This window comes from Corynebacterium gottingense (assembly GCF_007559235.1).
Classification (GTDB): Bacteria; Actinomycetota; Actinomycetes; order Mycobacteriales; family Mycobacteriaceae; genus Corynebacterium; species Corynebacterium gottingense.
In genome coordinates, this window is record NZ_VMHH01000002.1 from 53,667 (window position 1) to 77,493 (window position 23,827).

A 23,827-nucleotide genomic window follows, 5' to 3' on the forward strand; every position below is an offset into this window, starting at 1 on the left:
AGCGGCTTTACTGGTAGCTCACAAACCACGGGCGGGGCTGGACGTCGTTGAACGTCTGCTCCGGGCTGAAGGTCGGAGTGTCCTCGTCCAGGAAGTTCTTCCACGCCATGAAGAAGCGCGGGTTCAGGCCCTCCCGCAGCACGTTCCAGGTATCGAACTTCTGCCCCGGGTCGCCGTGCCCGTCCGCGTGCAGCACGTACGCGAGCTCGTCGCGGTCGGTGCGGATGTCCTGCCGGTCGGGGAACATCTGTACCTGGAATTGGTGCAGCACAAACGCCTTCTGCGGCAAGTTGTTGTCGCGAGTGAGGTCCGCGAGCCAATCGGCGACAACGTTGATCTCCTCAGCGGTGGCGGAGCCCACGCGGGACAGCGGCGCCTCGCCCGGGTTGAGCTTCCACTCGGCGTCGAGTGCAAGGCCGACGTTCGGTCGCTTCAGCAGCTCCTCGTACATCTGCACCTGGTGGAGGAAGTCGCCCTGGCCCGGTTGCAGATCCAGCACGGCGTAGCCGCCCGCCTCCGTGATCGCATCGATGTACGGCACGACCGATTCCACGGGCGCCTCGTTGGAGTAGTCCCCGTCCTCGCCCGGCGAGTTGGACGCAACGGTCACGATGATCTCAAACGCCGGAATTACCGGTTCCCCGGTCAACGGCTGGTACTTGCTGGCGTAGTCCTTGGCCATCGCGGCAGCCTCTTGCGGCGGCTGCTCGCCCATCACTCCCAGCTCGGGGGCGAACGAGTGTCCATAGAGCGCGATCATCCTGCGCCCCGGGAACACCAGGCCGCCGCCGCCCGGCAGCTCGCCGTTGCCCGCCAACTCCACGCGGCGCGCAAACGCATCGGTGCCGCCCCACTGCAGGCCAAGCGCGAGCGTGTCCTGGTCGGAGACGGTACGCATGCTTTCCGACGTCACACGCGGATCCGGGTACGCCACCACCTGCACGTCAGCGCCTGCGGCGCGCGCCGTCGCGGCCGCCGCGCGCGAGGTCTCGGCGGTGGCGAGCATCGGCGGGAGCTCGCGCTCGCTCTTGTTCGGCGCATCGAGCGCGGCGATCGCGGCGACATCCTGTTCCGGCGCGTCGCTCTGCACGGGCTCGGTGGCGTCGTCGGCGGTGTCCTGCGCGTTCGCACCGACCTCGATGACCTCGTCGGCGCCGAGCCGTTCCAGCTCCGCGCTCACCGCGTCGCCCGTCGCTGAGTAGCGCACGAGCATCGGCGCTCCCTTGTCCACCGCGAGCGCCGCCGCCTTCAGCTGGTCCTCACGTTTCGGGCCGGACACCACGGCGGTGTCGGCAGCGTCGAAAAGCCGGCGCGACACTTCGACGCCGGAGCCGTCGGCGTCGTCAATCGCCTCGGCACCATGCGTCTCCAGCTTGTCGGGCTGCGGCAAGGATGCCGCGCCGATGCCGCCCTCACCGCACGCGGTCAGGGCGAGGCTGGAGGCCAGCCCCACCGCCCCAATGACCTTCCTACGGGCTCGGTTCGTGCTGGCGGACATCGCGGGAACGCTCATGCGGGAGTGCACCTTTCATCTGTCTAAAGCTGCTTGACAGATTACTGCAGTGCTGCCGCGATCCGGGTTCCGACCTCCTCGGTGCGCACCGCGCCGCCGTCGCGAGCAGCCACCTCATCCTCAACCGCGCGCTCAATCCGCGTGGCGTTCTCCTCATCGCCAAGGAAGCGCAGCATCATCGCCACGGAGAGAATCATCGCCGTCGGGTCCGCAATCCCCTGCCCCGCGATGTCAGGCGCCGACCCGTGCACCGGCTCGAACATGGAGGGGAACTCGCCCGCGGCGTTGATGTTGCCGGAGCACGCCTGCCCCACGCCGCCCGTGATGGCGCCCGCGAGGTCCGTCAGAATGTCGCCGAACAGGTTGTCCGTCACGATCACGTCGTAGCGCGACGGGTCATCGACCATGTAGATCGTGGCGGCGTCGATGTGGTTGTAGTCCACGTCAACCTCGGGAAACTCCGAAGCAAGCGCATCGACGACACGCTGCCACAACCCGCCCGCGTTCACCAGCACATTCGTCTTGTGCACCAGGGTGAGCTTCTTGCGCCGCGTCATGGCCAGCTCGAAGGCGTAGCGCACCACGCGCTCCACGCCGAAGTAAGTGTTCTGGCTGACCTCGGAGGCCACCTCGTGGTCGGTGCCCTGGCGCAGCGTGCCACCGTTGCCGGCGTAGAGCCCCTCGGTGCCCTCGCGCACGACGACGAAGTCCACGTCGCCGGGGTTGGCCAGCGGGCTCGTCGACGTCGGGAACAACCGCGACGGGCGCAGATTGACGTAGTGGTCAAGCTTGAACCGCAGCGGCAGCAACAGGCCGCGCTCCAGCACGCCTGCGGGGACATTGGCCGGGTCGCCAACCGCCCCGAGCAGGATCGCGTCGTGTGACTTCAGGCTGTCCAGGTCCGCGTCCGTGAGCAACTCGCCGTTGCGGAGGTAGCGGCGCGCGCCAAGGTCGTACTCGGTGGTCTCCACGTCGTTGCGGACAGCGCGGAGCACCTTGAGGCCCTCCGCCATGACTTCGGTCCCGATGCCGTCGCCAGCAATCACAGCCAGTTTCATTTTCTGAGATTCCTTTCCCACATATTGGACTTACGGGATAGCGTAGCAGCTCCGCCGGCGAAAAATCGGCGCTGCGCGGAAAAGGATTCAGGACCACGTGAGGCCCGGAGCGAGCTAGTCCAGGTCGATCTGCAGCGCGGAGGCGCCGAGCTCCTGCGCAATCTCGTTGACCAGGGCCTCCGGCACCTCGGACTCGACGCGCAGAATCAGGATGGCGCCATCTCCCTTGGACGCCTGCGTGAGCGCGGCGGCCTCAATGTTGATGCCCTTGTTCCCCAGTTTGCTGCCCACCGTGCCCAGCGCACCGGGCGCGTCCGTGTACTGGAAGAACAGGTTGCGCCCCTGCGCGCGCATGTCCACGCCGCGGCCGTTGATGCGCACGATCTTCTCCACGCCCTCGAGGCCGGTGAGCGCGCCCGTGACCGTCACGGCGTTGCCCGCCGCGGAGACCACCTGGACCTCCAGCGCGCTGCGGTGCGCCCGTGCCTCCGTCTGCGTCTCCACCGAGTACTCCAGTCCGCGCGACTGCGCGATCTGCGGCGCGTTCACAAACGTCACCGGCTCATCAATGATGCCGGAAAACAGGCCGCGCACAGCGGACAGCCCCAGCGAATCAATCTGTTCCGTGGACAGCTCGCCGCGCGCGGTCACCTTCAGCGACGTCGGCGCGCCGTCCAGCAGCTCGCCGGCGATGAGGCCGAGCTTGCGCGACAGCTCCAGCCAGCGAGCGACCTCCTCGCCCACGCGGCCGCCGGTAATGTTCACCGCGTCGGCGACGAACTCGCCAGCTAGGGCCTTGAGCACTGAGTCGGCAACGTCCGTGCCCGCGCGGTCCTGCGCTTCCACCGTGGACGCGCCCAGGTGCGGGGTGACGACGACCTCGTCCAGGGCAAACAGCGGCGAGTCGGTGCACGGCTCAGTAGCGTAGACGTCGAACCCGGCGCCGCGGATGGGGCCGTTCACGATGGCGTCGGCAAGCGCCTGCTCATCCACCAGGCCACCGCGGGCCGCGTTGATGAGGATTTGCCCCTCCTTCGCCTTCGACAGCAGGTCCGCGTTGAACATGCCCGCGGTCTCCTTCGTCTTCGGCAGGTGAATGGTAACGAAGTCGGCGCGTCCCATGAGCTCCTCCAGCTCCACGAGCTCAACGCCGAGCTGCGCGGCGCGCGCCGGATTCGCGTACGGGTCGTAGGCGATGACGGTGGTTTCGAACGCGGCGAGGCGCTGCGCAAACAGCTGTCCGATGTGGCCGAAGCCGACGATGCCGACGGTCTTGCCAAAGACCTCGACGCCCTTGAACGACGAGCGTTTCCACTCGCCGTCGCGCAGCGTCTTGTCCGCCGCCGGGATTTGGCGCGCGGTGGACAGCAGCAGCGCGATCGCGTGCTCGCACGCGGAGTGGATGTTGGAGGTCGGCGCGTTGGCCACCATGACACCGCGCTCGGTCGCGGCGTCAATGTCTACGTTGTCCAGCCCAACGCCGGCGCGGCCGATGATCTTCAGGTTCGGCGCCGCCTGGATCACCTCGCGGTCCACGGTGGTGGCGGAGCGCACGAGCAGTGCGTTCGCGTCGGGAACCGCGGCGAGCAGCTCGTCGCGGTTCGGGCCGTCGACCCAGCGCACCTCCACGGAGTCTCCAAGCGCTTCGACGGTTGATTGGGACAGCTTGTCTGCGATCAGCACGACCGGTTTGGACACTGGGGATCGTCTCCTGCGGTATTTCAATAAAGGAATAGGTACGGGGGTAACTTTAATGTCCGCAGGCACGCTTGTCTGCCATCCGCGCTAATATTTTTCTTCCGCCTGCATAATTCGCTCCGGAATGTCGCTCGCCGGCTCGAATTGCGTGCCGAGCGCAATGAGCGGTGCGTCCGCCAGGCCCGCCATCGCCAGCAGCGTGTCCTCGGATTCGCGGGGGTCCGGGTTGTCCACCATCGTGACACGCGCGCCGAACGCCCGGGCGTTTGCAATCGAAGCAATTGACGACGCCCGCGTGGCCACCACCTGCGGCGCCATATCCGCATCGCGGCGCGAATGGACCGGGAACGGCTTCGCCACCGCGTTCGGCATCACCTGCGGCTCCGCCCAATTGGCGTGCAGCCACGTTGGCACCGACGTATCCAGGTTGGCGATCGCCTGCTGCGCGTCCGCCGGGTCGTGCACGGGCCGTTCGTGGAACCGTACCGAGGTCATCTTGCCCAGCGCATCGATCCCGCCCGGATCGCGGTAGACGCGCACACTCCCGGACGCCGGCGCGATCGCCACATCTCCCACAGTGAGCAGCGTAAACGTTTTCAGCCGTTTGACCTCTTGGGTGATTTCTCCGTGGTGATCTTCGTCGTAGACCAGCATCGGCGCGTGCGCGTACGCGGCGATCGACGCCGCCCGCAACTGCGCCTCCACGCTGGAATCCGACACCACCAACGTCTCGGACGTGTTGAAGAAGTACTCGGAGCTGACAAGCCCGTTCGTGTCATCGAGCACTACCGGGTGATCATCAAACGCAGTGGAGACGTGCCGCGACTGATTCGCGGCCCGGGCCTGGTCCAACGGGGTACTTGTGTCCTCGCCCGCGCACCCGCCGACGGCGAGCGCCACGCAGCACATCGCCGCGGCGAGGCCCCGGCTAGCTTTCTGCTTCGCTGCCATTCTCCCCGTCTGCGTGATTGGTGGCATCGGCGCCGTCAGTGTCGCCGGTATGCGTACCGAGGGCCCCGAGGGCTCCGTCCAGGTCGCGGACGACCGGCTTGTCCAGCGCGTACTCGATGATGCCCACGAAGCGATCGCGGCGGTCCTGGATAAAGCTGTTCCAGTCCGAGTTCAACAGGTCGGCCGGGCGAATCTCGTGGCCCTCCAGCATTGCGTCGAACTCTGCGTCATCCATCAGGGACTTCGACTGCAGGCGCGGCAGGTAACGCTTCGGCTCGTTGTTCTCCATCACCACGTCGGTGCGCCGCCCCATCGGGGTGCGGTTGAGCACGGAGTCAGCCAGCTCCTCGGTCGCGCCGGCCTGCAGGCAGAACTCGCGCGGGAAGACGGTGTGGAAGCGCGGCTGCAGCTCGGCGATGGTGTCGCGGTTGAGCGGCTTCCCGGTGCGCCAATCAAGCGCTCCGCGGGCCATCAGCAGGGCGTACAGCCCGCGGTACACGCCGCTCTCGGACGTCGCGGACTGCAGGCGGGACTCGTGGAACTGCGCGTCGCCCACGGTGCGCGGCGCCTCGTCGGTGTCCCCGCGGACCCAGGGGGTGACCTCGGTGACGTCGAGGCCGGCGCGAATCGTCGGCGCGTGTGCGCCGTAGAGCTCGCCGAACACGCCGGACCAGTACCAACGGTTGAGTCGGTCGCGCGGCTCCTTCTCGTCCAGCAGTCCTGGCTGCTCGGCCAGTCGCGCGAGGATGACGGCCAGCGGAATGATCTGCGAGGAGTATGGGACCTGGTCGATGGCCAAGATGCACCGCTCCGCGAGGAACTCGGCGGCGGCAACGAAGGCATCGGCCAGCTCGTCGCAGTGGGTCATATAGTCGTGCAGCGAAATATTGAGGATGTCGCCGCGGTGCCCCACCGCGTTGCCCTTCCTGCTGGTGATCAGGAGCGACAGCCCACGCAGGAACTCGATGCGCCCGATCCCGTCCAGCGCCGGGTACAGGCGCAGCGTGTGTTCGATGTGCGCGAAGTGGTCGGCCAGGCGGAAGTTGGGGTCTTCAGTGGCGAATACGGCGGTGAGCAGCTCGAAGACATCCATCTGCACACCGGCGGAGTTGGCGTGCGCGAAGATCTGGCCGACGCCGATCTGCGAGGTTTCACGGTCAATACGGATCACGGGCACGTCGTACGCCGGCAGCCAGCGCAGGACCTCGTTCTGGAACGTCTTCACCGCGGCGCGCATCTCCGGGTCGTCCGTGTCGGCAGCCATGTCAATAAGGAGGTCGTTGCCTTCCTTCCACAGCAGCATTGAAACGGGCACGACGCCGTGCGCCAACATGTCCTCGCGGGAGTGGATGCCCCCCTCGAGCTGCGGGCCGAAGTGGGAGCGCACCTGACCGTCCGGGTCGACGGCAAAGACCGCTTCGACCGGCATCGGGTCGGCGGCCACCGCGGCGCGCACGTCGACGAAGAAGCGACGACGGATGCGCCGGCCCAGGTAGTCCACCGTCGGGATCTCGCCGGCGCCCTTCAGGGCGTAGAAGAGCGAGGTGAGGCGCTGTTGGCCGTCGAGAAGCAAAAGCCCCGGCTCCCGATCCCCCGTCGTTAGACCGTCGAGCGGGCGCGGGCGGAAACGCATGGGCGCGTTTCGGGTGTCCAGGGCGAGGAAAGAACCGATGGGGTAACCGCGAAGCACTGAGGTGACCAGGGTGCGAATCCTGTCAACATCCCAGATGTATTCACGCTGGAAGTCGGGCAACTGCAATTCGCCACGTTCAGCACGGGCGAACAAGTCCTTCAAGGAATAGCTTGGCGTTGTAAAACCCATGCCCCAACCTTAGAACGGAATCAGCAAACCTGCTCGTGCGATTCGTGCTCCGGGCGCTCGATCTGGATCGTGGAGTGCTCGATGCCCAGCTCGCGCAGGGCGTGCTGCACTGCATCTAAGAGCGGCCCACTATCCGTGCCCGCCGCGCCGACCACGTGCACCGTAGCCAACACGTTCACGCCGTCGAGGCTCCAAAGGTGAAGGTCGTGGATGTTGGCAACCCCCGCGGTCGCTCGCAGCGCCTCCTCCACCTCGGCGGTGCGGAAACCCTCCGGGACCTGTTCGAGGAGCACGCCAGCAGATTGGCGCATCAGCTGCCACGCCCGCGGCAGCACGAGCGCGGCGATGATGAGCGAGGCCACGGCGTCCGCCACGGCCACACCGGTTGCCATGACCACGATGCCCGCGACAATAACCGCGGCCGATCCCAGCAGGTCCACCAGCACGTGAAGGAACGCGCCGCGGACGTTGATCGAGTCGCCGCGGTGACCGTGCAGCGCCCACGCCGAGATGCCGTTGGCCGCAAAACCGATGACGGCGATGAGAAGCATGGTCTCGCCGTGCACGTCGGCGGGTGCGCGGAGGCGACGGATCGCCTCAACGACAATCCACACCGAGATCGCGAGCACGAGCACCGCGTTGACCAGCGCCGCGAGCACCTCCACGCGCCGGTAGCCGTACGTTGCGTGGCGCGAGGCCTGTTTCCGCCCCACGAGCACCGCGAGAACGGCGATGATGAGCCCCGCGGCGTCGGAAAGCATGTGCATCGCGTCCGCCATGAGCGCCATGGACCCGGCGAGCCATCCCCCAACCAACTCCGCAACAAAGACCGTGGCGGTGACGGCGAGCGCAACGAGGAGCGCGCGCAGCGGAGTATCGCTCGACGGGGCGTGATCGTGGTTGTGGTCATGTGCCATAGCTCAACCCTAAGCTGCCACACAGTTAATGACAATTAAATGAAAACGGCTCCCGGTTTCAAAAAACACGTGGCGAGCAGGGCTCATTATCGGCGCTATGCCCTCCCCACCCCACACAACCGTACAAGTTGCTGACTATTTGCGCGATGCCTCAACAACTTTTGCTACCGTTGATAGGCGCAATAGCACAATGGTCTCGAGCAGTGAGCCAATTTACGCAATGTTCATCCGCTCGCATGGGGCCACATACGAAAGGATACGACTATCACTTCCGCAAACCCGAACCCGAAGGATCCGAACCGCGTGGAGAAGGCCGCGAAGCACATCGGCGACCACGCACACGACGCAAAGGACAAGGTCGGCGAGACCTTCACCTCCGCAAAGGGCAAGGCTGGCGACGCTGTCGACGGCGTTCGCGGCACCGGCTCCACCACCGTGTCCAAGACTGAGGGCACCACGAAGGCAACCTCCGGCACCACTGCAGCCGACGCCGGCAACGGCGGTGGCGGCTGGTGGAAGTGGCTGCTCGGCCTGATCGTCGCAGCTCTGCTGGTCTGGCTGCTGATCAGCCTCTTCAGCGGCGGCAGCGACGACTCGGACGGCGCTGCCGTCACCGAGACCTCCACCGTTGCTACGGAGACCACCAGCGAGACCGTCACCGCTGACCCGAGCGAGGACGCTACCGCGGGTGCCGGCGACGCAGCGGCTGACGCCACCGACAAGGCTGGCAATGCCGCAGGCGACGCAACCGACACCGCCGGCGACCTCGCGGGTGACGCGAAGGACGGCGCTGGCAACGCGGCCGACAAGGCTGGCGACCTCGCAGGCGACGCAACCGACAAGGCTGGCGACCTCGCGGGCGACGCGAAGGACGCTGCAGGCGACGCGGCCGACAAGGCTGGCGACGCTATCTCCGGCGCCACCAACTAGTTTCGCCACAGCGCAGCACAACACCGCCCCAGCTCCTGGACTGACCAGGATGCTGGGGCGGTGTTTTTCGTGTGCGCCTTCGCGTGTGCGTTTACGCGGTCTCGTTCAGCGGGTTCTTCACCCAGGTCATCATGTCGCGCAGCTGCGCACCGGTCTTCTCAATTGGGTGCTCTGCAACCTTCGCGCGCAGGCCCTCGAGCTCCTTGTTGCCGCCCTCGACGTTGGCTACCAGGCGCTTGGTAAACTCGCCGGACTGAATGTCCTTCAGGATGTCGCGCATGCGATCCTTGGCACCCTCGTCGATCACGCGCGGGCCGGACAGGTAGCCGCCGAACTCTGCGGTGTCAGAGACGGAGTAGTTCATGTTGGCGATACCGCCCTCGTAGATGAGGTCCACGATCAGCTTCATCTCGTGCAGGCACTCGAAGTAGGCCATCTCCGGCTCGTAGCCGGCCTCGGTCAGCACCTCGAACCCCTTCATGATCAGGTCCTCCAGGCCGCCGCACAGGACTGCCTGCTCACCGAACAGGTCGGTGACGGTCTCCGCCTCGAACGTGGTCGGTATGACGCCCGCGCGTGCGCCGCCGATCGCGGCGGCGTAGGACAGCGCCAGCTCCTTGCCATTGCCGGTCGGGTCCTGCTCGACCGCGATCAGGCAGGGCACGCCCTTGCCGTCGACGTAGGTGCGGCGGACCAGGTGGCCCGGGCCCTTCGGCGCTACCATCGCAACAGTGATGGTGTTGGCCGGATCGATCAGCTTGAAGTGGATGTTCAGGCCGTGGCCGAAGAACAGGGCGTCGCCGTCCTTCAGGTTCGGCTCGATGTCCTTGCTAAAGATTTCTGCCTGCGAGGTATCCGGGGCCAGCAGCATGATCACGTCGGCCCACGCCGCGGCGTCCGCGTTGGTCTTGACCTCAAATCCGGCCTCCTGGGCCTTTGCGGCGGACTTGGAGCCCTCGCGCAGGCCGACGACCACCTCAACGCCGGACTCGCGCAGGTTCTGCGCGTGGGCGTGGCCCTGGGAGCCGTAACCGATGATGGCGACCTTCTTGCCCTGGATGATGGACAGGTCCGCGTCGTTGTCGTACAGAACGTCAATTGCCATGAGTGAAACACTCACCTTTCCTATTATATGGGACGGCCATTTCATATTATGGCACAGATTTGGGCTGTGTGGGGATGTTGTGGCGTCGGCAAGCGATTGCTTCTCGACGCCACCGCCTACCCCTTCGTCGGCGCCATCGTCTTCGGGCCGCGGCTCAGCGCGACGTTTCCCGAGCGGACGAGCTCCTTGATGCCGAAGGTCTCCATCAGCTCGAGGAACGCCTTGAGTTTCTGGGAGGAGCCGGTGGCCTCGATGACCACGGACTCCGGCGACACGTCGACGATGTGGGCGCGGAAGATGTTCGCCGCGTCCACCACCTGCGGGCGGTTCTGGTTCGTCGTGGCCACCTTGACCAGCATGAGCTGGCGCGCGATCATCGAGTCGTCTTCCAGGCGCGCGACCTTGAGCACTTGAACCAGCTTGTGCAGCTGCTTCGTGATCTGCTCGATGGCGTACTCGGACGCGTCGACAACGATGGTTAGGCGGTTAATGCCCTCGGTCTCCGTCTTCGCCGACACGAGCGAGACCAGGTTGTAGCCGCGACGGGTAAACAGCGCGGTGACGCGGGTGATGATGCCGTCGACGTCCAGCACCAGCACCGACAGCGTGTTGCGAGAAATGGTTTGGTCAGACATCTACTTTCCCTCCTGGGTGGTGGTATCGGCAGCCTCTGTAGCTTCTACGGCCTCGATGGCCTCGTTGATCGCCTCCGGGGTCTCCCCTGCGGACTCCTCCATGTCGAAGAACGGGCGCATGCCCAGGGCGTACTGCATATCGGAATTCGACGCGCCGGCCGCGATCATCGGCCACACCTGCGCGTCCTCGCCGACGATGAACTCGACGACGACGGGCCGGTCGTTGATCTCGCGCGCCTTCTGAATCGCCGGCACGACATCTTCTTCCTTGGTCACACGGATCGCCTCCGCGCCGAGCGCCGTCGCCAACTGCACAAAGTCCGGCACGTACATTTCCTCCCCTCCGAGCTTGGTGTGGGAGTAATGGCCGTCGTAAAACAGTGTCTGCCACTGGCGGACCATGCCAAGATTGCCGTTATTAATCAGCGCAACCTTGAACGGGAAGCCCTCCATCGCGGCGGTGGTCAGCTCCTGGTTGGTCATCTGGAAGCAGCCGTCGCCGTCAATCGCCCACACCTCTTTATCCGGGCAGGCGACCTTCGCGCCGAGGGCCGCGGGCACCGCGAAGCCCATCGTGCCGAGGCCGCCGGAGTTGATCCAGTGCCGCGGCTGTTCAAAGTCAACAAACTGGGCCGACCACATTTGGTGCTGCCCCACGCCCGAGACGTAGATCGCGTCCGGCCCCACCGTCTTCGACAGCGTTTCAATCACAAACTGCGGCGAGAGCTTTCCGTCGGACTGCGGGTCGTAGCCCCGCGGGAAGCGCCCCTTCAAGTCGTTGAGGCGCGCGAGCCAATTGCTTATCGACGGCGCAGCGTTCCTCTTCTCGTCCCTAAACGCATCGAACAGCTGGGACAGGACCTTCTTCGCGTCGCCGACGATCGGCACGTTCGCCTCGCGGATCTTGCCCACCTCGGCCGGGTCGATGTCGGCGTGGATGACCTTGGCGTAGGGGGCGAAGGTGCTGGTGTCGCCGGTGACGCGGTCATCGAAACGCGTGCCGATGGCAATGAGCAAGTCCGCCTCCTGCAGAGCGCCGACCGCGGGGACGGATCCGTGCATGCCCGGCATGCCCATGTACAGCGGGTGCGACTGCGGGAACGCGCCCAGCGCCATGAGCGTGGTCACCACCGGGATGCCGGTGCGCTCCGCAAACGCGAGCAGCTCCTCGTGCGCGCCCGACTTCACCACGCCGCCGCCGATGTAGAGCACCGGGCGCTCCGAGGCAGCGATCAGCTTCGCCGCCTGCGCGATCTGCCGGTTGTGCGGCTTCGTGTTCGGCTTGTAGCCGGGCAGGTCCACCGCCGGCGGCCACGCGAACTCGATCTCCGCGGCCTGCAGGTCCTTCGGAATGTCCACCAGGACCGGGCCCGGACGGCCCGTCGACGCGATGTGGTGCGCTGCGGCGATCGCCGCCGGGATGTCCTCGGCGCGGGTGACCATCAGGTTGTGCTTGGTAATCGGCATCGTGATGCCGCGAATGTCCGCCTCCTGGAAAGCGTCGGTGCCGATGAGCGGCGAGCCGACCTGGCCCGTAATCGCGATCATCGGGACAGAGTCCAGGTACGCGTCCGCGATCGCGGTGACCAGGTTCGTCGCGCCCGGGCCCGAGGTGGCCAGGCACACGCCCACCTGGCCAGAGGCGACCGCGTACCCCTCCGCCGCGTGGCCGGCACCCTGCTCGTGACGCACGAGCACGTGGCGCAGCTTCTCGGCCTGAAACAGGGCGTCGTAAAGCGGAAGGACCGCTCCCCCCGGCAACCCGAAGACGAACCGGGTGCCCAACTCCTCAAGACTTCGCACGACCGCGTCCGCGCCTGTGATTCGCTCCGGCTCGACGCTCGGCGCCGGTTGCGAGTTGCTGTCCGGGGCATTCGATGAAGCTGCCACGTTTCCAAACTCCTTGGGTCAATGTGTCGATTGTGAGGGTGATCAAAACAAAAGCCCCCGGCGAGCACTTCTCCTGAGTGCTGTCGAGGGCGCTTGTGTCAGCGGCGTACGAAAACGAACCCGCTACGGCAAGCGCCGCGAGGGAATTCGTACTACTAGTCGCTGTGTGATCATGTGCGCTACGTTACACATCCGGGCGAACCGGCGTGCCGATTTCACTGATTAAAATTCACGTCTCACCTTTTGGGAAGCAGCGCGAGTGTGACCGACGGCACCGTTCAGCCCCCCCAGACCCGGACTAAACTCAAACGGACTATGCCGTTCACATATATTCTGCTCGGGTGGTGGCACTGGATCGCCGAAACCGGCATCAACCTCGCCCTCCTCTTCGTCCTCGCGCTGCTGGTGCCGCGCGCCGGCCGGTTTATTAACCGCTACTTCGAGCGCCAGGTCACGCGCACGACCGATGTGGACGAGGGCAAGAGCCGACTCGCCCTCGTCGGCGTGGCGGTCTACATCGGCGAAATCGTCGCCTACTTCCTCCTGCTCATCTTCGCGCTACAACAGATCGGCTTCTCGCTCGCCGGCGCCGCAATCCCCGCCACCGTCGTCTCCGCCGCCGTCGGCTTCGGCGCGCAGAGCATCATCGCGGACTTCCTCGCCGGCTTCTTCATCCTCACCGAAAAACAGTACGGCGTGGGCGACTACGTCTCGTTCCAAGGCAGCGGGGTCGACATCGAGGGCGAAGTCATCCAGATCACCATGCGCGCGACGCAGATCCGCACCATCGAGCAGGCGACCGTCTCCATCCCGAACTCCACCGCCCGCGTGTGCATCAACCAATCCAACTACTGGTCCAACGCGATGGTGGTCATCCCCGTCCCGCTGCTCGGATCCCGCTCCGCCGACGAGGCCATCGCGCGCTCCGAACGCGCCGCGCGCCGCGCCCTCGCCCAGCCGGAAATTGCCGGCACCGTCCGCGACGACCTGCAGGTCCACCCCGCCGTCGGCATCACACCGCCCGCTACCGTCGGCTCGCCCTGGACCGTGGACATGCGCTTCCTCGTGCGCGTCGACCCGCTAGCCCAGTGGATGGTCGAGCGCGCAATCCGCGTCGCCATCCTCGACGAATTCTGGAACGAGTACGGCTCCGCAACGACGCTCGACGGGACGCTTGTCGACGCCCCCGTCACCCCTCCAACCACGCATCACTCCGGCGTCAACCCGCCCGAGGCACCCTCTCCTGTTCGTCCTCCCGATGCACTGGATGCGACAGACGCGACGGAAACACCAGCACCGTCGCCCTCCGCCGAAGCGACGAACAGCCCGACCCCTCCGCACCCGGTAGACGATCCGGCCGCAGCACCCACCCGGTCTGACCCCGCTTCCTTCGCTGCCCACGGCAACAACGCGCGCACTGACGACGCCCCCAGCACCGATACAGGCAGCGACCACCGCACCTGGTTCTTCTCTTCGCCACAACAGGTACTCAACGGCATCATGCGAATGTCTACCCTCGTATTGCTGGCGATCTTCGGCGTCCTCTTGCTCATCCGTGGCTTCATGGTGCAACCGGGCGAAGAAAGCGAGGCAGACAGCGGCTTCCTCGCACCTCCCGCCCGCACCACCGCGCAGACGACCGAGACCGTGCCGGACGCTGAGGACGTCGCCCCCACCTACGAGCAAACCGAACCGGAGTTTACTGCCCCAGCCCAGCCCACCACTGGGGCCCAACAGTCCACTGAGCACACACCTTTGGAAACCTCGAGCTCAGACGAAACCGTCCGAAGCAGCGACGCGCTTCAGAGCCCGACCGCCTCTGAGTCTGCACTCCCACAGGTCACTGAGTCCGCAACGCTCTCCACCGAGCCTTAAAACGACCGTCCTCCGCTGAAAAACCCCAAACTGTATTAGACGTTGGAAACAGGGGCTCGGTTCTGTTTCGGGGCGATATTGGAATACTTCTCGCACTTTGCCGTTTTCCCTGGTCATGGGGTGCGTGTTGCGGTTATTGTGTGGGGCATGGACCACATTGACGCGCTTGTTACCGCCGACAGGAACGGCATCTCCATCATTGCCGATGCCGCCGGCGCAAGCGTTGATGCGCTCAACTCTCGCGGGTGAGACCAGGACCGTGCCGAGCACTTGGTGGATACGGCCGGGGTGTTTTACGGCCGTGTGAGTATCGGACAATAATGCGTAGTCCTCCAAGGGTCTGGACACAGGAGCTTTCCCCTTTGCTCAGTGGTGCGACCAGAAGGAGAAGAAACATCCACCCCGGTGCACCCGCTGCGGTGACAACGACCCATCGCCCGCAGCAGGTGGCAATCGTCACGGTTACCCTTCTTTTTCAGATTCCTGTCCTCGGGGTCAGAAAAAGACGGGTACCTGTCATAGGTCAGTGAGCATCTGCTGCATCTGAGCGATCTCGGCCTCCTGGTCGTTGATAATTTGTTCGGCCAGGGTGATCGCATGGGGATTCTGGCCGTCAGCAACCTCGTCACGGGCCATGTCGACCGCACCTTCGTGGTGGGCGGTCATCTGCTCCAGGTAGAGGCGGGCGGCCTCGGTGCCCTGGGCTTCCTCAAGGGCTGTCATGTCCTCCTGGCTCATCATCCCGCTCATGCCACCCATCTCGCCGTGATCCATTCCACCCATCTCGTCAATGGCCCCCATGCCCCCAGAGTCGGTGACCGGCTGCTGGCCCCAGGCCTCGAGCATGGCGTTCATCCGGTCAATCTCCGGCCCCTGGGCGTCAATAACCCCCTGGACAAACTCCACGACCTGGGCGGGGATACCCTCTTTGGCCAGGAGCATCTCACTCATCTCCACGGCCTGCTGGTGATGGGGGATCATCATCTGGGCAAACATGGTGTCCGCGTCGTTGTGATCGGCGGAGATCTCCCCGTCCGCATCAGTCGTCGCCGTGGTGGTCTTGGTCGTCTCAGCGGTAGTCTTCGCAGTGCTGGTGGCCGGGGTGGTGGCGTCGGTGATGCCCGACTCGGTGGCCTCACCGCAGGCGGCCAGCGCCAGGGTGGAGGCCACGGCGAGAGCGGAAAGCACAAGGGTGCGCTTCATGGTGGAGCCCTTTCAGGGTCATATGGGGTCTGATGGATCAGTGGACGGCGGTGGATTTCGGAGTAGGCGTGGTGTGTTCCTCCTTCGATTTGGTGGGAGCCAGGTGGGCCGGGTCCAGATCAATCCGGCGCAACAGCTGGGCGTTCAGGGCCACCACGATGGTCGAGGCAGACATCAAGATCGCGCCCACGGCCGGGGACAGCACGAACCCGATCGAGGCGAGCACTCCGGCGGCCAGCGGCACGGCGAGGATGTTGTAGCCAGAGGCCCAGATCAGGTTCTGGATCATCTTGCGGTAGCTGGCCTGGGACAGCTCAATCATCGACAGCACTGCCCGCGGGTCATCACTGGCTAGGACCACCCCGGCAGATTCCATGGCCACATCCGTGCCGGCACCGATGGCGATACCGACCTCCGCGCGAGTCAGAGCGGGGGCGTCATTGACACCGTCACCGACCATGGCCACGCTCAAACCCCGGTCCTGCAGCTGCATGACCTTGGTGTCTTTGTCCTGAGGCAGGACCTCGGCGAAGACCTCATCGATCCCCAGGTCCTGGCCAACCGCCTGGGCCACCTGCTGCGCGTCACCGGTGATCATCGCGACCTTCACCCCGCGGTCCTGCAGGGCTTTCACGGCGGCGCGAGATTCGGGGCGGATCTTGTCCTCGACGGCCACCGCACCGATGATCTGACCGTCGCGGACAATATGGAGCACACCGGCCCCACGCCCGGTCCAGGCGCTGGTGGTGTCGGTGAGCTCGGCCGGGGTAGTGAGGTTGAACTCGCGCAGCATGTTCGGCCCGCCCACGAGGATCTCAGCGCCATCGACAGTGGCCCGGACCCCCCGGCCGGAGGCGGCGCTGAAACCAGTTGCACGCATTTGCTGACGGGAGGCCTCGGGATGGGCGGCCGCGGCCGCCACGATGGCGCGGGCCACGGGGTGCTCACTGTCGGCCTCCGCGGCGGCGGCCAGGGCCAGCAGCTCGCCCTCGGTGACGCCGCCAGCTGCCGCGACACCGGTGACCGCGTGCGCACCCTCGGTCAGGGTGCCGGTTTTGTCGAAGAGCACCACGTCGATGGTGCGCATCCGCTCGAGCGTCATCCGGTCCTTGATGAGCACCCCGGATTTCGCGGCCCGCTCGCTGGAGATCGCAATGACCAGTGGAATCGCCAGGCCCAGGGCATGCGGGCAGGCGATGACCAGCACCGTGACCGTGCGCACCACGGCATCGTCCGGGCTGCCGATAATGGTCCACACCACCGCGGTGATCAGAGCGGAGATCAGCGCGAACCAGAACAATAACGCCGCCGCCCGATCCGCCAGGGCCTGGGCCCGGGAGGAGGACTCCTGGGCGTCGGCAACCATGCGTTGGATCCCGGCCAGGGCGGTGTCCCCGCCGGTAGCCTCCACCCGGATGCGGACGGTGTTGTCGGTGGCCACGGTACCGGCGACCACCTTGTCACCGGTGTCGCGGAAGACGGGACGGGATTCGCCGGTGATCATCGCCTCATCGAATTCGGCGGCTCCGTCGATGATGGTTCCATCGGCCGGCACCCGGGCACCGGCCCTCACCAGCACGACGTCGTCGACGACCAGCTCGGAGATGGCCACGGTGCGGGTGGTCCCGTCGATGACTTTCTCGGCCTCATCCGGCAGCAGGGCAGCCAGCGCGTCAAGCGCGGAGGACGCGGCCCCGAGAGCGGACATCTCCAGCCAGTGGCCCAGCAGCATGATGGTCACCAGCAGGGCCAGCTCCCACCAGAAGTCCAGCTCAAAACCGCCCAGCCCCAGAGTGGTGACCCAGGAGGCGACAAACGCCACGGTGATGGCCATGGCGATCAGGAGCATCATCCCGGGTTGGCGGGATTACAGTTCTTTCCATCCACCCTTGAGGAAAGGCGTTCCGCCGTAGACGAAGATGATCGTGCCCAGCACCGGGGGGATCCAGGTGGATCCGGGGAATGCCGGGAGGTGGTAGCCAAGCAGGTTGGCGACCATGGGGCTGAAAATAACGACGGGAATGGACAGAATCAGCGACCACCAGAAGCGGTCCCGAAACATTGCGGTGCTGTGTCCGGCGTGTTCGCCGTGACCATGAACGTGGTGGTCGTCGTCCAGGGCGGAATGCGGGTGATCGTGGGGCATCGCCTGGCCGTGGGTGTCGGCATCTGCGTGGTGTTCGTGGCTGGCATGATCCGGATGGTAGGTGTGGTCTGTTTCCGGAGCGGGGTGATCACCATGATGATCGCCGGAATGGTGGGGAGTGCTCATGACGTTCCTTTCCACTCAACCCGGTCGGGGTCGAGATGACGGGTAAAACTGATCAGGATAAGACGGTGTAGCCGGCGTCCTCGATGGCCCGGCGAACCATCTCCGGAGGTACGACACCGGTGACCGTGACGGTGGAAACTCCACCAGCAGCGAGATCAACCTGGACGTCGTCGACCTGGGGAAGGGCCTGAAGGGCCTGGGTCACGCTTTTCGCGCAGTGCCCGCAGGTCAGGCCGGTGACCTGGTAGCTAGGGGTAGACTCTCCTGCTGACGAGTCGCTGGTGGCAGGGATGGAGGCGGTGTCGGCACGTGAGGCAGGTCCGCAACAGCTGCAACCATGGGAGGCCATCGGCAAGAGGCGGGGCTGGGAGGTGATCATGGGAAAGCTCCTTCGGTTCGGTGGGGTGCGGCGATGCCGCTCTCTAACGTATACCCAAGGGGGGTATATTTCCCTAGCGTATACCCCCCCGGGGTATATTTTCAAAAGGTGGAGGGCACGGCCCTCACGCGGGGCAGGGTCCTCACCTGCGCCTGTCTCCCGTGTCACTGAAATCTTGCACCAAGGAAGGTTAAATCATGATGAACGCGTTTTCCCGACGACAGTTTCTGCTCGGCGGGCTCGTCCTCGCCGGCACCGGGGCCGTGGCCGCCTGCACCAGCGATCCTGGACCCGCTGCCTCGGCACCAAGTCCCTCCCTTCGCCCCACTCCCACCCCCACTGCGCTCGGTGAGCCGACGGTGCGCCGGAAACTGACCGCCCGGCCCCTCTCGCTGGATATCGGCGGCATCGAAGCCAAGACGTGGGGATACGTCTCTGACACCGGGGATGCGGCCATTGAGGCCACCGCCGGCGACGTCCTCCAGGTCGATATCACCAATGAACTGCCTGAGAGCACCTCCATCCACTGGCATGGCATCGCACTCCACAACGCAGCCGACGGTGTGCCCGGCATGACCCAGGACCCCATTGAACCTGGCGAGTCTTTCTCCTATGTTTTTGAAGCCCCCCACGGTGGCACCTATTTCTACCATTCTCACACCGGCCTGCAGCTTGATCGCGGCCTCCACGCCCCACTGATCATCCGTGACCCGCAAGACGCTGAGGACCACGACGTCGAGTGGACCATCGTGCTCGACGACTGGGTCGATGGCATTCAGGGCACTCCCGAAGATGAGCTCGACAAGCTCACCGGAATGGGTTCGGGCGACCATAACGGGAGGATGGGAATGGGAGGTCACGGCCAGATGATGCACGGCACCCCGGACCGGGTACTGGGCGGGGATGCCGGCGATGTGATGTATCCGCACTACCTCATCAACGGACGTATCCCCCGCGCTCACCGGACCTTCGAGGCTCGCCCGGGCGACAAGGCCCGCCTGCGGTTTATCAACTCCGGCGGTGACACCATCTTCAAGGTGGCCCTCGGTGGTCACCGCATGACCGTCACCCACACCGACGGCTTCCCTGTCCAGCCCTCGGAGACCGAATCGATCTACCTGTCGATGGGCGAGCGTGTCGACGTCGAGGTCATCCTCGACGACGGCATCTTCCCGCTCACGGCTTTGGCGGTGGGTAAGGACGACCGCGCCTTCGCCGTCATCCGCACCGCCGGCGGCCAGGCCCCCAACCCCGATGTCGACTTCCCCGAGTTGTCGTCCACCGGACTGCTTCTGTCCTCCCTGAAGCCAGCAGACCGTGCACTCCTGCCCGAGGGCACACCAGACCGAGAAGTCAGCATCGACCTGGGCGGGCAGATGATGCCGTATGAATGGAGCATTCTCACCGACGGCCAATCCTCCTCCGCAACCGTGCAGGAGGGCCAGCGCCTGCGACTGGTCATGCGCAACAGGACCATGATGCCCCATCCCATGCACATCCACGGCCACACGTGGGCACTGCCCGGCAGCGGCGGGCTACGCAAGGACACCGTCCTTCTCCGCCAAGGTGAAACCATGGTCGCCGACCTGATCGCTGACAACCCCGGTGAGTGGGCATTTCACTGCCATAACGCCTATCACATGGAAACCGGGATGTTCAGCTCGCTTCGCTACGAGTAACCCCCACAGCAGGATTGAGTGCCGAGGTGGGCAGAGTCGCTGCAGACCACCCGCCGGGCAGCACGATGAGCTTCCTCGGTGTTGTGGTCTTCCGGGACAACCAGAACACCGTCCTCTTCCCCACCGCCCCGGAATAAGGAAATCTAATCGATGCCGAGCACACCCCCGTAGAGCCGCCATCGCGGTTGTCGCGGTACTCACCGCCGTGACCCTGGTGGCCTGTTCCTCAGGCGACGGCGCCCGAAACGCCGTCGCCGTCGGGGGCACCTTCTAGTTCCGCTCACCAGGAGGCCAAACCGAGATTATCTGCGCACAGGAGGAACATGCCCCTCTGCCGGATTTTCTCCGGCCCGTCGCTGATGGAGGAGGGCGATGTGATCAGCCTGTCTGATTTTGAAGGCGAGGTCGTCGTCCTCAACGCTTGGGGCCAGCGGTGTGCACCGTGTCGGATGGAAGGAGATGACCTGCAGCTTGTCCAGGAGACTCTCGACCCCTCGGTGGCACGGTGCTGGACATCAACGTCCGTGACTACAACCAGACCATCGCCCAGGACTTCAGACTCGACAACGCGGTGACCTGTCCCTCGATCTACGACCCGCCGTTTCGTATCGCTGCGGACCCGCGCACCAATCGCCGCGTCCAGCCTCGCGCCGACTAGCATGTTGTGCATGACTGAACAGCCTGATCATCAGCCGAAGGTTTTTCGTCCGTCTCGCGAACACATCATTGGTGTTGTCCTCATGATTGGTATCGCGTTGATCGGCATTTCGTGGGCCCCGTTGGCGTTGGGGTGGCTGTTGCTGTTCCCGATCGCGTGGATTATCTGGGTGCTTTCGTCTTCAACCACTGTCGATGAGCGTGGCATCGCACTGCGTTATGTCGTGCGCCCGAACACGCGCATTGCGTGGGACGAGCTCGAAGGCATTGGTTTCAAGGGGGCGCGCGCGATGGCGACAACCACGTCCGGCAAGGAGTACCCCATGCCCGGCGTGACTTTTAATTCACTGCCGGAGCTCGCGGAGGCATCGCGCGGACGAATAACGGACGTGATCACGGGCGCGCAGGAGGCTGCGGACGGCAAGTACGAGATCATCGACAAGGACAACCACCACGTTCTGCTGTCGCGCGAAGAGTATGAGGAGTACCTTAAGTCTCACCCTGATACGCCGGGCCCGCGTCCGAGCTAGCGCCCTCTCGCTTATCGACGCGCCCGTGCCCCCACCCCATCCCTCGTCGTAAGGAGCTTTTCGTGATTCCCCTTCGCTCGCGCGTGACCACTGTTGGCCGCCAAGCCGCCGGTGCCCGCGCCCTCTGGCGCGCAACTGGCACGGAGGAAAGCGAGTTTGGCAAGCCGATCGTCGCGATCGTCAATTCGTACACGCAGTTCGTGCCGGGCCACGTGCATCTCAAGCACGTCGGCGACATCGTCGCGGACGCGGTGCGCAAGGCGGGCGGCGTGCCGAAGGAGTTCAACACGATCGCCGTTGACGACGGCATCGCGATGGGTCACTCGGGCATGCTGTACTCCCTGCCAAGCCGCGAGATCATCTCAGACTCGGTGGAGTACATGGTCAACGCGCACACCGCCGACGCGATGGTGTGCATTTCCAACTGCGACAAGATCACCCCGGGCATGCTCAACGCCGCGATGCGCCTGAACATCCCCGCGGTCTTCGTCTCCGGCGGCCCGATGGAGGCCGGCAAGGCGTTCGCGGTCGACGGGGTGACCAAGCCGAAGTCGGATCTCATCGACGCCATCGCGCTCTCCGCCAACGACGCGGTCTCCGACGAGCAGCTCGACGACATCGCCAACGGCGCCTGCCCCACCTGCGGTTCCTGCTCCGGCATGTTTACCGCGAACTCCATGAACTGCCTCACCGAGGCCCTCGGCCTCTCGCTGCCGGGCAACGGCACGACGCTGGCCACCCACACCGCCCGCCGCGACCTGTTCACCAAGGCCGGCGAGATGATTGTCGATATGTGCAAGCGCTACTACGGCGACGGCGACGAGCGTGTCCTGCCCCGCAACATCGCTACGAAGCACGCGTTCCGCAACGCGATGGCGCTGGATATGGCGATGGGCGGCTCGACCAACACGATCCTGCACATCCTCGCCGCCGCGCAGGAGGGCGAGGTTGACTTCGACCTCACCGACATCGACGAGCTCTCGCACGTCATCCCCTGCCTGTCCAAGGTCGCGCCGAACGGCGAGGCACACGTCGAGGATGTGCACCGCGCCGGCGGCATCCCCGCCATCCTCGGCGAGCTGCACCGCGGGGGCCTGTTGCTTGACGACGTCCACTCGGTCGCCTACAACTCCCTCACCGAATGGCTCGGCGACTGGGACATTCGCGGCGACCACCCGCTCGACGAGGCCGTCGAGCTCTACCACGCAGCCCCGGGCGGCAACCGCACCACCGAGGCGTTCTCGCAGTCGGCCCGCTGGGACTGCCTTGACACCGACTCCGCCAACGGCGTGATCCACGACCTGGAGCACCCCATCACCTCCGACGGCGGCCTGGTTGTCCTGCGCGGCAACCTGGCCCCGGACGGCGCGATCCTCAAGACCGCGGGCGTCGAGGAAGGGCTCTGGGAGTTCTCCGGCCCGGCTCGCGTGGTCGACTCGCAGGAGCAGGCGGTATCAATGATTCTGAACCGCGAGGTGCTCGAGGGCGAGGTTGTCGTGATCCGCTATGAGGGCCCGTCGGGCGGCCCGGGCATGCAGGAGATGCTGCACCCGACGTCCTTCCTCAAAGGCGCTGGCCTGGGGAAGAAGTGCGCGCTGATCACCGACGGCCGCTTCTCCGGCGGCACTTCCGGCCTGTCCATCGGCCACATCTCCCCCGAGGCTGCGCACGGCGGCCTGATCGGCCTGATCGAGAACGGCGACACCATCGCCATTTCGGTGGCGAACCGCGAGCTGAAGCTGGACGTGCCGGAGGAGGAGTTGCGGAAGCGTCGAGAAGCGATGGAGGCCTCAGAGCGCCCCTGGACGCCGAACCGCGTCCGAGAGGTGTCGAAGGCGCTGCGCGCCTACGCAAAGATGGCGACCAGCGCCGACAAGGGCGCGGTCCGCCAGGTGGATTAGTTCGCGAGCGGGTTCACGCCGGTGCCGAACCACCAGATCAGCCCGGCGGCGACCACGCCGAGCAGCGCGCAGATCCAGCTCCACGCGATGGGGCGTCGCGCCCACGAACGGGTGGCGTCCACCCCGTAGAAGCCCGGGCCGGTGAATTGCTGGCCCAGTGCCAGGCCGAACAGGATGATCGGCAGCCACGCCTCGGCGCCCCAGGCGAAGACGTTCCAGGAGTCGGTGGCGTCGACGATGCCGTGCACCGCCATGAACCCGGTCACGGCGACCGCCACCATCGACGCGATCGGCGAGAGCAGCCCGAGCACGAGGAAGACGCCGGCGGCGAGCTGCAGGATCGGCACCACGATGGCCAGGCCGTCGCCGTACGCGTAGTCGCCAAACGCGTCACGCAGCTCGGAGATGCCGTCGGAGCCGCCGAGGCGGAAGAGCGTGGTCACGGACGCGACGATGAGCCAGCCGCCGAGCAGGAGGCGCAGCAGCAGCAGCCCAAAGTCAATGGTGCCGCGCTTCGCCCGCGGCTCCTCGACGCGCACCGGCTCCGGTTCGGCCACGGCTGGGGTCGGGTCGAGGTGTACGGTCTCGGTCGGCGATTCGGGGAACACCTCGGTTGGCGCAGCCTTGCCGGTCAGTGTCGCGGGCTGTTCGCTTGTCGACGCCCCCACCGCCGTACTCCCGGCAGTGCCCTCATTGCCGAGCGGCGCGTACGGCAGGCCGTCGAGCGGATCGAAATCATCAGGAGTGACGTCACGTGCGTTCTTCTTGTCCATGCCTGTAAATCTATGCCACGCGCCCCACGGCCGCTGGCA

The 23,827-nt window shown here is 65.5% G+C and carries 17 protein-coding genes and 2 pseudogenes; 6 read left to right on the forward strand and 13 right to left on the reverse strand.

Features of this window, described 5'->3' with window-relative positions:
- Positions 1-7: 7 nt before the first annotated feature.
- The 6 genes from FPH17_RS02955 to FPH17_RS02980 all read right to left on the reverse strand — a co-directional run bounded on the left by FPH17_RS02955 (position 8) and on the right by FPH17_RS02980 (position 7,959).
- Entirely contained in the window at positions 8-1,513 is a 1,506-nt protein-coding gene (locus FPH17_RS02955; protein ID WP_238397077.1) for a cell wall-binding repeat-containing protein, read from the reverse strand.
- A 41-nt stretch (positions 1,514-1,554) separates the two neighbouring features.
- Positions 1,555-2,571: a 3-isopropylmalate dehydrogenase gene (locus tag FPH17_RS02960; RefSeq protein ID WP_154878641.1), complete on the reverse strand. Its 1,017-nt coding sequence runs from the start codon at positions 2,569-2,571 to the stop codon at positions 1,555-1,557.
- Positions 2,572-2,685: 114 nt separating this feature from the next.
- Positions 2,686-4,269 carry a phosphoglycerate dehydrogenase gene (serA, locus tag FPH17_RS02965; protein ID WP_154878642.1) on the reverse strand — a complete coding sequence of 528 codons (1,584 nt, stop codon included), beginning with the start codon at positions 4,267-4,269 and terminating at the stop codon, positions 2,686-2,688.
- An 87-nt stretch (positions 4,270-4,356) separates the two neighbouring features.
- Positions 4,357-5,220, reverse strand: a complete 864-nt coding sequence (locus FPH17_RS02970) for a hypothetical protein (protein ID WP_154878643.1) — start codon at positions 5,218-5,220, stop codon at positions 4,357-4,359.
- Positions 5,198-7,042, reverse strand: a complete 1,845-nt coding sequence (locus FPH17_RS02975; protein WP_154878644.1) for a GmrSD restriction endonuclease domain-containing protein — start codon at positions 7,040-7,042, stop codon at positions 5,198-5,200. The genes FPH17_RS02970 and FPH17_RS02975 overlap by 23 nt, the downstream gene beginning before the upstream one ends.
- 20 nt (positions 7,043-7,062) lie before the next feature.
- Positions 7,063-7,959, reverse strand: a complete 897-nt coding sequence (locus FPH17_RS02980) for a cation diffusion facilitator family transporter (RefSeq protein WP_154878645.1) — start codon at positions 7,957-7,959, stop codon at positions 7,063-7,065.
- Positions 7,960-8,262: 303 nt separating this feature from the next.
- Between FPH17_RS02980 and FPH17_RS12000 the strand changes: the two genes are divergently transcribed.
- Positions 8,263-8,889, forward strand: a complete 627-nt coding sequence (locus FPH17_RS12000) for a hypothetical protein (protein ID WP_203085487.1) — start codon at positions 8,263-8,265, stop codon at positions 8,887-8,889.
- A gap of 91 nt (positions 8,890-8,980) precedes the next feature.
- On the opposite strand, the gene ilvC is transcribed toward FPH17_RS12000, so the two are convergent.
- The 3 genes from ilvC to FPH17_RS03000 all read right to left on the reverse strand — a co-directional run bounded on the left by ilvC (position 8,981) and on the right by FPH17_RS03000 (position 12,519).
- Positions 8,981-9,994 carry a ketol-acid reductoisomerase gene (gene ilvC, locus FPH17_RS02990; protein WP_122085638.1) on the reverse strand — a complete coding sequence of 338 codons (1,014 nt, stop codon included), beginning with the start codon at positions 9,992-9,994 and terminating at the stop codon, positions 8,981-8,983.
- 116 nt (positions 9,995-10,110) lie between these two features.
- The gene (ilvN, locus tag FPH17_RS02995) at positions 10,111-10,629 is read right to left on the reverse strand and encodes an acetolactate synthase small subunit (protein WP_095536910.1); all 519 of its coding nucleotides are present in this window, start codon (positions 10,627-10,629) and stop codon (positions 10,111-10,113) included.
- A complete protein-coding gene (locus tag FPH17_RS03000) occupies positions 10,630-12,519 on the reverse strand; it encodes an acetolactate synthase large subunit (protein ID WP_154878646.1) in 1,890 nt (629 codons plus the stop codon).
- Between the two features lie 315 nt (positions 12,520-12,834).
- Between FPH17_RS03000 and FPH17_RS03005 the strand changes: the two genes are divergently transcribed.
- Positions 12,835-14,394: a mechanosensitive ion channel family protein gene (locus tag FPH17_RS03005; protein ID WP_154878647.1), complete on the forward strand. Its 1,560-nt coding sequence runs from the start codon at positions 12,835-12,837 to the stop codon at positions 14,392-14,394.
- A gap of 516 nt (positions 14,395-14,910) precedes the next feature.
- Here the strand turns inward: FPH17_RS03005 and FPH17_RS03010 are convergent.
- The 3 genes and pseudogenes from FPH17_RS03010 to FPH17_RS03020 form a co-directional block, all read right to left on the reverse strand.
- A complete protein-coding gene (locus FPH17_RS03010; protein ID WP_154878648.1) occupies positions 14,911-15,597 on the reverse strand; it encodes a DUF305 domain-containing protein in 687 nt (228 codons plus the stop codon).
- Positions 15,598-15,634: 37 nt separating this feature from the next.
- Positions 15,635-17,869, reverse strand: a pseudogene (locus tag FPH17_RS03015) (copper-translocating P-type ATPase).
- Positions 17,870-17,921: 52 nt separating this feature from the next.
- Positions 17,922-18,248, reverse strand: a complete 327-nt coding sequence (locus FPH17_RS03020; protein ID WP_095535020.1) for a heavy-metal-associated domain-containing protein — start codon at positions 18,246-18,248, stop codon at positions 17,922-17,924.
- Positions 18,249-18,445: 197 nt separating this feature from the next.
- Between FPH17_RS03020 and FPH17_RS03025 the strand changes: the two genes are divergently transcribed.
- The 4 genes and pseudogenes from FPH17_RS03025 (at position 18,446) to ilvD (ending at position 23,015) form a co-directional block, all read left to right on the forward strand.
- Positions 18,446-19,927 (forward strand): multicopper oxidase family protein, encoded by a 1,482-nt coding sequence (locus FPH17_RS03025; protein ID WP_154878649.1) that lies wholly within the window; start codon positions 18,446-18,448, stop codon positions 19,925-19,927.
- A gap of 133 nt (positions 19,928-20,060) precedes the next feature.
- Positions 20,061-20,543 (forward strand): annotated as a pseudogene (locus FPH17_RS03030) (TlpA family protein disulfide reductase); the annotation flags it as partial.
- A gap of 52 nt (positions 20,544-20,595) precedes the next feature.
- Positions 20,596-21,114 (forward strand): PH domain-containing protein, encoded by a 519-nt coding sequence (locus FPH17_RS03035; protein WP_095554657.1) that lies wholly within the window; start codon positions 20,596-20,598, stop codon positions 21,112-21,114.
- 62 nt (positions 21,115-21,176) lie between these two features.
- On the forward strand, positions 21,177-23,015 hold the full coding sequence (ilvD, locus tag FPH17_RS03040) for a dihydroxy-acid dehydratase (RefSeq protein ID WP_154878650.1): 1,839 nt from the start codon (positions 21,177-21,179) through the stop codon (positions 23,013-23,015).
- Here ilvD and FPH17_RS03045 read toward each other — a convergent pair.
- On the reverse strand, positions 23,012-23,788 hold the full coding sequence (locus FPH17_RS03045; RefSeq protein WP_095535024.1) for a DoxX family protein: 777 nt from the start codon (positions 23,786-23,788) through the stop codon (positions 23,012-23,014). The two genes, ilvD and FPH17_RS03045, sit on opposite strands and share 4 nt — an antisense overlap.
- Between the last annotated feature and the right edge of the window lie 39 nt (positions 23,789-23,827).

Bases quoted from the DNA above. Each gene is read 5' to 3' on its own strand.
- FPH17_RS02955 (WP_238397077.1), bottom strand. From the start codon at position 1,513: ATGAGCGTTCCCGCGATGTCCGCCAGCACGAACCGAGCCCGTAGGAAG.
- FPH17_RS03045 (WP_095535024.1), bottom strand. From the start codon at position 23,788: ATGGACAAGAAGAACGCACGTGACGTCACTCCTGATGATTTCGATCCG.
- FPH17_RS02960 (WP_154878641.1), bottom strand. From the start codon at position 2,571: ATGAAACTGGCTGTGATTGCTGGCGACGGCATCGGGACCGAAGTCATG.
- ilvC (WP_122085638.1), bottom strand. From the start codon at position 9,994: ATGGCAATTGACGTTCTGTACGACAACGACGCGGACCTGTCCATCATC.
- FPH17_RS02975 (WP_154878644.1), bottom strand. From the start codon at position 7,042: ATGGGTTTTACAACGCCAAGCTATTCCTTGAAGGACTTGTTCGCCCGT.
- FPH17_RS03005 (WP_154878647.1), top strand. From the start codon at position 12,835: ATGCCGTTCACATATATTCTGCTCGGGTGGTGGCACTGGATCGCCGAA.
- FPH17_RS03020 (WP_095535020.1), bottom strand. From the start codon at position 18,248: ATGATCACCTCCCAGCCCCGCCTCTTGCCGATGGCCTCCCATGGTTGC.
- FPH17_RS03025 (WP_154878649.1), top strand. From the start codon at position 18,446: ATGATGAACGCGTTTTCCCGACGACAGTTTCTGCTCGGCGGGCTCGTC.
- FPH17_RS02970 (WP_154878643.1), bottom strand. From the start codon at position 5,220: ATGGCAGCGAAGCAGAAAGCTAGCCGGGGCCTCGCCGCGGCGATGTGC.
- FPH17_RS02980 (WP_154878645.1), bottom strand. From the start codon at position 7,959: ATGGCACATGACCACAACCACGATCACGCCCCGTCGAGCGATACTCCG.
- FPH17_RS03035 (WP_095554657.1), top strand. From the start codon at position 20,596: ATGACTGAACAGCCTGATCATCAGCCGAAGGTTTTTCGTCCGTCTCGC.
- FPH17_RS03010 (WP_154878648.1), bottom strand. From the start codon at position 15,597: ATGAAGCGCACCCTTGTGCTTTCCGCTCTCGCCGTGGCCTCCACCCTG.
- ilvN (WP_095536910.1), bottom strand. From the start codon at position 10,629: ATGTCTGACCAAACCATTTCTCGCAACACGCTGTCGGTGCTGGTGCTG.